This window comes from Pseudoalteromonas sp. TB41 (assembly GCF_000497975.1).
Taxonomy (GTDB): Bacteria; Pseudomonadota; Gammaproteobacteria; order Enterobacterales; family Alteromonadaceae; genus Pseudoalteromonas; species Pseudoalteromonas tetraodonis.
Genome location: NZ_AUTH01000044.1, coordinates 18,031 through 29,109 on the forward strand (window position 1 = coordinate 18,031; position 11,079 = coordinate 29,109).

An 11,079-nucleotide genomic window follows, 5' to 3' on the forward strand; every position below is an offset into this window, starting at 1 on the left:
TGTTAGCCTTCCTCACGGGTTACGCGTAATACTTCTTCAAGCGTTGTTTTACCCGCAAGTACGCGGCTGCAGCCATCTTGACGAATACTTGGGCTGCGTTTACGAATATATTTCTCTACGCTTTGCTCACCTTTACCGCTGTGGATCATTTCACGAATAGTTTCATCAACGACTAATAATTCGTGAATACCTGTACGACCACGATAACCGTTAAAGTTACACTCTTCACACCCTACCGCGCGGTAAATCGTCGGAGCATTATCAAACGGTACGCCGAGTAATTCACATTCACGCTCATCTGCAATATGCCCTTCTTTACAGCTATTGCATAAGGTACGTACTAAGCGCTGTGACAATACGCCGAGTAATGATGACGATAATAAGAATGGCTCAACACCCATATCTTCCATACGGGTAATTGCACCTGAGGCGGTATTAGTATGCAATGTAGACATAACTAAGTGACCAGTCAGCGATGCTTGCACACCAATTTGGGCTGTTTCTAAATCTCGTATTTCACCGACCATAACTACATCAGGATCTTGACGTAAAATAGCGCGTAGGCCACGGGCAAAAGTCATATCAACCTTGGTATTAACCTGTGTTTGGCCAATGCCAGGAATTTCGTACTCGATTGGATCTTCAACCGTTAAAATATTGCGATCCCGCGAGTTAATTTGGCTCATACCTGCATAAAGCGTGGTACTTTTACCAGAGCCTGTAGGGCCTGTAACTAAGATTATACCGTGAGGCTTACTAATTAAATCAGCAAATAGCTCTCGGTTTTTCGCGGTCATGCCTAAATCTTCAAGGTTTAAACGCGCATTGTTTTTATCAAGCAAACGCAATACGACTCGCTCACCAAAGCTCGATGGCATAGTCGATACACGCACATCTACTGCACGCCCTGCAATACGTAAACTAATACGGCCATCTTGCGGTATACGTTTTTCTGCAATATCGAGTTTGGCCATTACTTTAATACGCGATACCAGCAAAGAGGCTAATTTACGATTAGGTTTTAAAACTTCTTTGAGTACACCATCCACTCGAAAACGAATAACCAGTTCTTGTTCAAACGTTTCAATGTGGATATCAGATGCGCCTTCCTTAATCGCCTCACTCAACATGGCATTAATGAGTTTGATAATAGGCGCGTCGTCATCACCAGCAAGTAAATCTTCAGTTTGAGGAAGCTCATCAGCCAGCGAGAATAAATCAACCTCGTTACCAATGTCTTCCATCATTTGCTGAGTTTCTGAGCTGTCACGTTGATACGATGCTTCTAGTAATAACTCAAATTTATCATCTTCTAGTTGCTCTAGTGTGAAGCCATGTCCTGCAATGCGGCGCACTTCTAGCAATACATCAATATCCAACTCGCCACGGTAGTAAACAACTCGGTTATCCTTATGTTTACTAAGTAACGCACCCACCCGCCTTGCATATGAAAACGGCAAACGCTTTGCAGGCAGCTCAATTAAATCCTCTTGTTCAAGCATTTCATCGTTGTTATGTGCAGCTGGATGAACAACGTCTTGATTAATATCTTCTATCGCATTAGTCATTGTTACGCTCTTGTGCATTTTGTTTGCGTAAATGCTCTTCGTACGTAGGTGGTAACACTAATTCGTCATTCCACTCAGGTAAAATAGGCGTATCAGACATTGGCATTAAGTTAATGCCATCTTCACGCTTTTTAAATTGCTCACCGCGAATAAAGTTATATTTACTAAAGCTGAGCTTATTCATACTAACGCCATCGCGAATAATGGTCGGTCTAATAAACACGATTAGATTACGTTTTCGCTTTGTTGTATTAGTTGACTTAAACAAGTGGCCTAAAATAGGAATGTCGCCTAATAGTGGCACTTTTGAAACGCTCTCTTGTACATCTTCATCAATCAAGCCGCCCAATACCACCATACCGCCATCATCGGCCATTACAGTAGTTTTAATTGCGCGCTTGTTCACCGAAATATCGACTGCTGTTGCGCCACTAACACTTGAAACTTCTTGCTCTATGGTCAACTGCACCGCTGAACCATCATTAATTTGAGGGGTTACTTTAAGTTTAATACCCACCTCTTGGCGCTCAACCGTTTGAAATGGATTTTCGTTGTTACTACCTGTTTGCGAACCAGTAATGATTGGCACTTCTTGACCAACTAAAATAGATGCTTCTTCGTTATCCATTGTAGTAATAGATGGAGTCGCTAGAATATTCGAATTAGTGTCGGTTGAAACCGCTTGAACAATTGCGCCCCAGTCATTTTTAATTACCCCCATGGCTAAGCCATTAATACCACCGAGTAATGAGGCTAGTGGGCCGTAGTCACCTTCAGTTGTTTCATCATATTTGGTGACAGTACCTGATTCAGTACCAATGATATTTTTAGTCACCGTTTTATCACGGGCTTGTTCTGCCGCTACGGCTAACGAACCAACAGGTACTGTTGTACCATTATTAAATTGTAGCATCCCACCTTGCTCTGAAATCCATTGCAGGCCAAAGTTAACGCCATCACCTTCCATCACTTCAATAATAATGGCTTCTACTAATACTTGTGCACGGCGAATATCTAAACGCTCAATAACCGATTCAAGTGAACGCATCGTATCTGGCTGAGCGGTGATCACTAAAGAATTTGAATCAGGATGTGCTTCAATACTCGTGTCGTTTCTATTACTACTACGCGCATTGTTGGTTGCTCCGCCTTTTGAATCCTCTGCCAGCGATTTACTCACACCTTGAAGTACTTTGACTAAATCTTCTGCCTTTGCGTAGTTTAGGTAAAATACTTTGGTATTACCTTGGCTTTCAAGTTCGCCGTCGAGACGTTTAATAAGCTCAATGGCGCGGGTACGAGCTTGACCTTCACCACTCACAATCACGCTATTAGTTCGGCCATCAGCCACAACTTTAGGAATTAAAAACTCAGGAACGCTGCCCTTGCCACTGTCTTTATAAATATTATCAACTACCGATACCACATCATCAGCTGTTGCATATTTAAGTTTTACAATATCAACGCGCTTATCACCCGCTTGGTCAACGGAGCGAATAATTTCTACCAAACGATTAACTGAGGCTGCGTGTCCTGTTAGCATCATCACGTTAGCGGCATTAAAGTTAGCAACATGCCCACCATCTTTTTGGTCACTAAACTGGCGAACCAAAGGGCCTAATTCTTGAACGCTGACATTTTTAACTCGCACAACCCGAGTGATCATCATATCGCCAGCTGCATCGCTGTCCGTTGTAATTAACGGTACATTGGATTTTTTAGCATCTGAACTTTTTTCTATTTTTATAATGTTGTTATCCATTTCAACAGCTGAATAGCCGTAAACTTCTAATACATTTAAAAAGAATTGATAATAAAGTGCCTCATCCATTAACTCATAACTGCGCACATTAACTTTGCCACGCACGTTAGGATCAATAATGATGGTTTTATTAAGGTTTTTGCCCACAATATTAATAAACTCATTAATATCTGTGCCCTTAAAGTTAGCAGCATATTCAACAGCAGCAACCGACATAGAGAGACTTGCCGCTAAAAAAAGTGCCGCATACTTAGCTAACCCTTTTTTAATTTTTTTGAGGTGTAGCACCTGAACCATTATGTTAAAACTCCAAAGCTAAGTTATTGCAGACTAAAAAGCACATCGATTTGCTCACCATCACGCTCTATGGTGATAGTTGCATCGGTACTATTTCGCAGCTCATTCATTGCTGCCATAGCCTGTTTTAAATCAGTTAATTGATAGCCGTTAATTGCCACGGCCAAATCGTTATTTTGTAATCCCATTTGTTTAAATAATTCAGGCTCTTTACCTGGACTCAAACGGTAACCTATAAGTTCCCCATCATTCATAGCTTGGGCAACACGTATGTAATCAAATAATTTACCAGGCTCTTCTAAAAGCTCTTCGCGGGTTTCTATTAATGCTTCTTTTACTTCAAGGTTGGCAGTCGCATCTATCTGCTCTTCACTTTGCGATGAAGGTGCTAACGGCCCCATCTCAGGCTCATCTCGCGCGGCTAGTACCGGCATAGACACCGTTTTGGTAAAGTCGAGCCCATCAAGCATTAAGGTTTCAAAGCGGCCGCTTACATCTAAAATGACGCGGTCTGGGAGTATTTGCGATACCTTTGCACGTGTCCCTTGAATAACATCTTCAACTAAGTAACTCGCCTGGCGACCTTGCGATTCAATAATGGCCATCCCCGCTTTATCATCATTACTCACAGCAACAATACCGGTTAAATTTATACTTAAGCGCGTTTCAGGGGCATTATTAATAACTTTGGCTTGGGGGGCAGTATTGGTGTTTTTTGTTACATTTACTTTACCAAATAAAAATTGCCCAATAATCGAATCGACAGACTGGTTATTGCCGCCCGTGACTTGACTAGAGTAGCTACTGGGAGCAAGAGGAGTTGTTACTGGGTGCGGCCATAAAAGCCAAACGAGCTTTGATGACAAAAATGCAATATAAACAATAACTAAAACCATAACTAACACGCTTAATTTAGCGTGTGGCAAACGGTTTAATAGCAGTTTAAATTGTTGAACGTGCTGTTCCATAAGTAGTGTTCTTATTTTAATTTATAGCGAAATCACCTAGCCATAGTACCTTTTCATTTTTCATTCAACAAGCACGCTAATATTAAACTTTGTAAACAGATTAATTTATCTTCCTCATTAGTTACAGAATCAAGCTATAACTTCATGGCATACCTATTTCATGGTAATTTAGCTAATAACCGAATTTACTAGAGATGTTCCATGACAAAGAAAGCTAAACTCAACGACAACTCAGAAAACTCGAGCGAACTTAAAGTCAGGTTAGATAAATGGTTATGGGCTGCTCGATTTTATAAGACGCGAGCAATAGCACGCGAAATGGTACAAGGCGGCAAAGTACATTATAATGGTCAACGTAGTAAGGCCAGCAAAATTGTAGAAATTGGCGCAGTTATAAAGCTAGCCCAAGGCGTTGATGAAAAAACTGTCACAGTATTAAATATACTTGAAAAGCGCCAAAGCGCCCCCATTGCACAGACCTTGTATCAAGAATCTGATGCAAGTATTGCTAAGCGTGAAGAAAATACTATCGCACGCAAAAATAACAGCTTCTTTGCACCTCATCCGGTTAAAAAGCCTGATAAAAAGCAAAGACGCGAACTTTTAAAAATGAAATCAAGTTAGGTATAGCCGCTCATGCAACAAGATTTACTTCATCGCTATTTATTCGACAATCTCGATGTTCGTGGCGAACTCGTACAAATAGACAACGCTTACAATGAAATGATTGCTAAACACAATTACCCAGAGCCCGTTAAAGCATTACTAGGTGAGCTGCTTGTTGCAACCTGTTTATTAACAGCAACATTAAAGTTTGAAGGCGAAATTGCCGTTCAACTACAAGGTGATGGGCCGGTAAAATATGCCGTTATTAACGGTGACGACCAACAAAATATGCGTGGCATAGCACGACTTCAAAGTGAAGTGACAGGGTCAACAGTTAGAGAGCTTATAGGCCAAGGTTACATGGTTATCACTATTACTCCAACGCAAGGGGAGCGTTACCAAGGTATAGTGCCTTTAGAGCATGATACCTTAAGTGAATGTATAGAAAGCTATTTTGAGCAATCTGAACAATTAAAAACGCGCCTTTGGTTTGCAACCGACACCACAGAGGGAAGCGCCAAAGCATGTGGGCTATTTTTACAAGTGCTACCTGTTGATAAACAAAAGTCGATTGAAGATTTTGCTCACTTAGAAGCACTCAGCAATACCATTAAAGATGAAGAGCTATTAGAGCTCGATGCCAATACTATTTTAACGCGTCTTTATCATGAAGATAATCCGCGAGTATTTGATCCTCAACCAATTCAATTTAAATGTGGCTGTAACCGCGAAAAAACGATGACGGCTTTAGTTAATGTTGGCCAACAAGCGCTTTTGGACGATGTTGAAAAAAATGGTGAGATTAAAATTAGCTGCCATTACTGTTTAAAAGATTATGTGTTTAACGAGCAAGATATAAAAAGTATATTTAACTAATCTACTTTTATAAAACACAGCACAAAATAGCCATAATTTTTTATGGCTTTTTTGTGCCTAAAAAATGACACCGGTATCACAAGCTGAGCATTTTTCATGACACCGGTATCATTGAAATTATTCATGTTTTTTCCTTAATTTATATGTTTTTACGGTGTTTATAAGCTCGAATATCCTTAATCCATCTGTTACTATAATTGCAGCTTAAAGGTTACTAAGACCCAGAGCTATCCCGTTCAATCTCACACAATTTAGGTATAAACATGACTTCAAGCGCTACCCGTTTTGTCGATCTAACTGCAGCTGAACTTGTCGAACACGCTATCAGCCGTGGCGAAGGGACTTTAGCCGCCAATGGTGCTTTTGTAGCTAACACTGGTCGTCGTACCGGTCGTTCTCCAAAAGATCGTTTTATTGTTCAAGAATCAAGTACTGAAAATGAAATCCAATGGGGTAATGTAAATCGCCCATTCGATGCAGATAAGTTTGACGCGTTATGGGCACGTGTAGAAGCACATGTGCAAAGCAATGACCACTTTATCTCTCACCTTGAAGTTGGCGCTGATCCAGAGCACTATCTTCCAGTGGTTGTAACAACAGAAACTGCTTGGCACCATATCTTCGCTAAAAACATGTTCATCCAACCAGAATCATACAACAAAGCAGACTTCCCTCAGTGGCAAGTAATGAATGTACCTTCGTTTGTATGTGATCCAGAACGCGATGGTACCAATAGCGATGGCACAGTTATTATTAACTTTGCACAACGTAAGGTGTTACTTGCTGGCATGCGCTACGCGGGTGAAATGAAAAAATCGATGTTCTCTGTGCAAAACTTCCTACTACCAGCGAAAGGTGTATTACCAATGCACTGTTCTGCTAACGTAGGCGAAGCAGGCGATTCTGCGTTATTCTTTGGTTTATCTGGTACAGGTAAAACAACGTTATCAGCCGATCCAACTCGCTTCTTAATCGGTGATGACGAGCATGGTTGGGCACCTGGTAGCGTATTTAATATCGAAGGTGGTTGTTACGCTAAATGTATCGACCTTTCACAAAAGAACGAACCCGTTATTTGGGATGCTATCCGTTTTGGAACCATCTTAGAAAATGTCGTACTTGATGAAAATCGCGTTCCTGATTTTAATGATACCAGCCTAACTCAAAATAGCCGTGCAGCTTACCCACTGGAGCATGTTGAAAAACGCAAAGTTGAAAATCGTGCAGGCGAGCCTAAAGCGGTTGTATTCTTAACATGTGATGTAAGTGGTGTCCTTCCTCCAGTATCTGTACTAACCGAAGAAGCTGCAGCATTCCACTTCTTAAGTGGTTACACTGCAAAAGTAGGCTCTACAGAAATTGGCTCTACCAGTGACATCGAATCTACATTTTCAACCTGTTTTGGCGCACCTTTCTTCCCACGTCCTGCAGGTGTCTACGCAGAACTTCTAATGAAGCGTGTACGTGAGTTCGGCGCTAAAGTTTACCTAGTTAATACAGGCTGGACAGGGGGTCCTTACGGTATTGGTAAGCGTTTCGATATTCCAACAACACGTGCTGTTGTTGACGCAATCGTATCTGGAAAATTAGCAGGTGTTGAAACTCAACACATTGACGTGCTAAATCTAGACGTACCAGTTGCAGTACCAGGCGTAGATAGTAAGCTACTTAACCCAATCAATACATGGGAAGACAAAGCTAAGTATGCTGAATATGCAGCTAAACTAGCCGCTGATTTCACAGAAAATTTCGCAAAATACGACGTATCTGAAGAAATTAAAAATGCAGGCCCTAAAGTTTAATAATCACCTTTAGCCTCATAATTAAAACGCCAACCTTGAGTTGGCGTTTTTGATCCTACTTGTTTTTACTCAATAAATATCATTTCTATAATATATTCTGCAAAATCATCTAATAGCTAAAATAAAGACCATAGTCACTTTTCAGCCCAGCTTAAATAAGTTTTTCTATATGCATACAGCGATCTTATAAGGCCTTAAAAAAACCGTAGCTGATTCGTTTAAACATTATATATTTAGGCTAGCAATATATGCGTACTTTAGACTTGATAGCGATGTGAAATACACGCTTCCCCTTCTATATTCAGGCTCACACACGACTATGACTTCACCAGCAAAGTAGATTAGTATTGTACACAGTGCTAAGTAATCACGTTGGGCTTAATCGCTGAACTCCTTTAGCATTTTACATAATACCAATCCGCAATAATACTCAATCATTTTGCGGGGCTAAACGTGTCTCTATCTGTGTTAAAAAATTCTCATTTAGAACAACTAAATAGCGAATTTTTTGCCTAGCTATCAACCCGTTTTTACTACCTCAAAATAGACCGCTTAATTAAGCGAATTGGTATAACATCTATCACCACAGGCCTTTAGTGTGTCATTCCTGCGTACGTAAAAAGCCCGACGATTGCTAGTCGGGCTTTCTAAATTTGGAGCCATGGTAATGTCGTAGTGCCCACAGCGGTAGAGTATGTATTAGGCTCTGAGGTGCATATTCTCTCCAGCTTTGATCACCCAATTGCATTAACTTTGATCGCTTATTCTCATTAAGCTTTGATCACTAAAATCACTTGTAAATGATCACATTTATGCTCTTAATGATTTTGCCGATCAAAGCTTAATACCACTCGTAACCGAGTTCACGTTTTATCATTTTTGTAGGTGTGTTAAACCGTTATCTGAATCGTTTGATGAGGATAACAACAATGACAACAAGACCTATATCTATGAGTAAATTACATTCCATTTTACGGCTGAAGTACTCAGCACAATTATCCCATCGAGAGATTGCCAGAAGTTTAAATATTTCACCTGGTACTGTGGCTAATTACCTTAAAAAGGCCAATGAGTTAGGCTTAAATCAATGGCCAATACCAGAGGATAAACAGCAAAATACATTTTTCAACACCAAACTCAAGCGCTTCTCAACGCGTAAAAAAAGACACCCAACGCCTGACTGGTTAAATATCAATAAAGACTTAAAACAACATAAACACCTAACATTACAGCTCGTATTTGATGAGTTACTTGAAAAAGTGGGTGAGCCTTATTACAGCTACAGTCACTTCTGCCGAGCTTATAAACAATGGTTAGGTACCCAGCGACTCTCAATGCGTCAGCAGCATAAAGGGGGTGAAAAGCTGTTTGTGGATTATTGTGGCCCCACAATTACCATTACTTGTCCGACGACACAAGAAAAGCGCACTGCTCAGATATTCGTTGCTGTACTAGGTGCATCAAATTATACCTATGCTGAAGCAACGTATAGTCAGCAACTTGAAGATTGGGTAATGAGTCATGCGCGTTGCTTTGAATTTTTAGGCGGCGTTCCTGACGTTGTTATTCCCGATAATCTCAGAAGTGCTGTCAGTAAAACCTGTCGCTACGAGCCTGATTTAAATCCGACGTACCACCAGTTAGCCGAGTACTTTAACGTTGCTGTCATTCCGGCTAGACCTTATAAACCCAAAGATAAATCGAAGGCTGAAGTCGGCGTACAAATTGTTGAGCGTTGGATCATGGCACGCTTACGTAACCAAACCTTCCACAGCTTAGCGCAACTCAATCATGAAATAGCAAAGCTACTGGATATGATGAACAATAAGGTGATGAAGCAATATCAACAATCACGCAAACAGCTATTTGATATGGTGGATAAAAACGCATTAAAGCCATTGCCTGAAAAGCCCTATCAATATACACAAATCAAAACAGTACGTGTGCATATTGATTACCATGTTGAAATAGAAAAACATTACTACAGCGTGCCTTATCTGTGGGTTAAAAAACAATTACGCGCACACATATCCAATCAACTCGTGCAGCTTTATTATGACGGCACTTTAATAGCACAGCATCCTCGCTCAAACCGTTTAGGCGGACATACGACACAGACACATCATATGCCAAAGGCGCATCAAAAACAGCATGAGCAGTCACCGATAAATTTACGCTCATGGGCATTGAGTATCGGTGATTATACTCATCAAGTCGTTGAATTATTGCTTAATAGCAAACGTCATCCAGAGCAAGCTTATCGCACCTGTTTAGGGGTATTAAGTTTAGCTAAAACGTATTCAAAAGAACGCCTCGAGCGAGCATGTTACCGAGCAATTTGCATGAATACGACCACACACAGATCTATTAAGCAAATGCTGCAAAAAGGGTTAGACCAACAACCATTACCCACACTCCAAACAGAGCCAGAAAAGCCAATTACACACAGCAACATACGTGGCACAGATTACTACCATTAAGGAATGTAAACATGATAGAAACAATTAATCAGCAACTTCAATTGCTCAAGTTATCGGGTATAAAGCAAGCACTCAAGCAGCAGCTTGAACAGCCAAACCTATATCAAGAACAAAGCTTTATAGAGCGCGTCAGTTTATTGCTAACACATGAAATTGATACGCGTGACCAAAGAAAAATAGAGCGACTGGTGCGACAAGCAAAATTCCGCGTACCGGGTCAGTTAAATCAACTCATTTACTCGCCGAAGCGCAATCTAGATAAAGCACAAATACGCAGCCTCAGCCAAAGCACCTGGCTGGGTTTACATCAGAATATATTAATTACAGGCGCCACAGGCTGTGGCAAAACCTACCTCGCGTGTGCCTTGGGTCACGAGCACTGTTTACAAGGAAAAAGTGTCTTCTATATTCGATTAAAAGAATTACTTGAAAGTCTATTTCTAGCACAGGCCGATGGCAGTTATCGAAAATTATTGGGTAAACTCATTAAATACGACTTACTTATTTTAGACGATTGGGGGCTAGAGCCACTCAGTGCTCAGCAACGAAGCGACTTACTTGAATTAGTCGATGCTAGATATGGTTATAAATCACACATCATCATTAGTCAGTTACCACAGGAAAATTGGCACCAAATGATCGGCGAATCAACGCACGCTGATGCTATTTTAGATAGGCTGATTCATGGTGCAATTAAGTTGAATTTAAAAGGAGAATCGA

The 11,079-nt window shown here is 40.7% G+C and carries 9 protein-coding genes; 5 read left to right on the plus strand and 4 right to left on the minus strand.

What is annotated here, in order from left to right:
* Positions 1-2: 2 nt before the first annotated feature.
* The 3 genes from gspE to gspC are packed head-to-tail and all read right to left on the minus strand — an operon-like array spanning position 3 to position 4,595.
* A complete protein-coding gene (gene gspE / locus L641_RS0106875) occupies positions 3-1,568 on the minus strand; it encodes a type II secretion system ATPase GspE (RefSeq protein ID WP_024601513.1) in 1,566 nt (521 codons plus the stop codon).
* Positions 1,561-3,627, minus strand: coding sequence for a type II secretion system secretin GspD (gspD, locus tag L641_RS0106880; RefSeq protein ID WP_016900322.1), 2,067 nt, complete (start codon positions 3,625-3,627; stop codon positions 1,561-1,563). The genes gspE and gspD overlap by 8 nt, the downstream gene beginning before the upstream one ends.
* 23 nt (positions 3,628-3,650) lie before the next feature.
* Entirely contained in the window at positions 3,651-4,595 is a 945-nt protein-coding gene (gene gspC, locus L641_RS0106885; protein WP_013464247.1) for a type II secretion system protein GspC, read from the minus strand.
* A gap of 201 nt (positions 4,596-4,796) precedes the next feature.
* On the opposite strand from gspC, the gene hslR reads away from it, so the two are divergent.
* Both hslR and hslO read left to right on the plus strand, forming a co-directional pair.
* Complete coding sequence (gene hslR, locus L641_RS0106890) at positions 4,797-5,219, plus strand: ribosome-associated heat shock protein Hsp15 (protein ID WP_013464246.1); 423 nt, start codon at positions 4,797-4,799, stop codon at positions 5,217-5,219.
* A gap of 12 nt (positions 5,220-5,231) precedes the next feature.
* Positions 5,232-6,077, plus strand: a complete 846-nt coding sequence (gene hslO / locus L641_RS0106895; RefSeq protein ID WP_013464245.1) for an Hsp33 family molecular chaperone HslO — start codon at positions 5,232-5,234, stop codon at positions 6,075-6,077.
* On the opposite strand, the gene L641_RS23720 is transcribed toward hslO, so the two are convergent.
* On the minus strand, positions 6,074-6,202 hold the full coding sequence (locus L641_RS23720; RefSeq protein WP_013464244.1) for a hypothetical protein: 129 nt from the start codon (positions 6,200-6,202) through the stop codon (positions 6,074-6,076). The two genes, hslO and L641_RS23720, sit on opposite strands and share 4 nt — an antisense overlap.
* Before the next feature lie 138 nt (positions 6,203-6,340).
* Here L641_RS23720 and L641_RS0106905 point away from each other — a divergent pair, with 138 nt between their 5' ends.
* From L641_RS0106905 to istB, 3 genes are all read left to right on the plus strand, one after another.
* A complete protein-coding gene (locus L641_RS0106905; protein ID WP_024601514.1) occupies positions 6,341-7,879 on the plus strand; it encodes a phosphoenolpyruvate carboxykinase in 1,539 nt (512 codons plus the stop codon).
* A gap of 929 nt (positions 7,880-8,808) precedes the next feature.
* The gene (istA, locus tag L641_RS0106910) at positions 8,809-10,359 is read left to right on the plus strand and encodes an IS21 family transposase (protein WP_008466912.1); all 1,551 of its coding nucleotides are present in this window, start codon (positions 8,809-8,811) and stop codon (positions 10,357-10,359) included.
* 11 nt (positions 10,360-10,370) lie between these two features.
* On the plus strand, positions 10,371-11,079 hold a 709-nt coding region (gene istB / locus L641_RS0106915), incomplete at its 3' end, for an IS21-like element helper ATPase IstB (RefSeq protein WP_024600957.1).

What these genes read in the sequence shown, in the direction of transcription:
- L641_RS0106905 (WP_024601514.1), top strand. Translation starts at nt 6,341, where the DNA reads ATGACTTCAAGCGCTACCCGTTTTGTCGATCTAACTGCAGCTGAACTT.
- gspC (WP_013464247.1), bottom strand. Translation starts at nt 4,595, where the DNA reads ATGGAACAGCACGTTCAACAATTTAAACTGCTATTAAACCGTTTGCCA.
- L641_RS23720 (WP_013464244.1), bottom strand. Translation starts at nt 6,202, where the DNA reads ATGAATAATTTCAATGATACCGGTGTCATGAAAAATGCTCAGCTTGTG.
- gspE (WP_024601513.1), bottom strand. Translation starts at nt 1,568, where the DNA reads ATGACTAATGCGATAGAAGATATTAATCAAGACGTTGTTCATCCAGCT.
- hslO (WP_013464245.1), top strand. Translation starts at nt 5,232, where the DNA reads ATGCAACAAGATTTACTTCATCGCTATTTATTCGACAATCTCGATGTT.
- istA (WP_008466912.1), top strand. Translation starts at nt 8,809, where the DNA reads ATGACAACAAGACCTATATCTATGAGTAAATTACATTCCATTTTACGG.
- gspD (WP_016900322.1), bottom strand. Translation starts at nt 3,627, where the DNA reads ATGGTTCAGGTGCTACACCTCAAAAAAATTAAAAAAGGGTTAGCTAAG.
- hslR (WP_013464246.1), top strand. Translation starts at nt 4,797, where the DNA reads ATGACAAAGAAAGCTAAACTCAACGACAACTCAGAAAACTCGAGCGAA.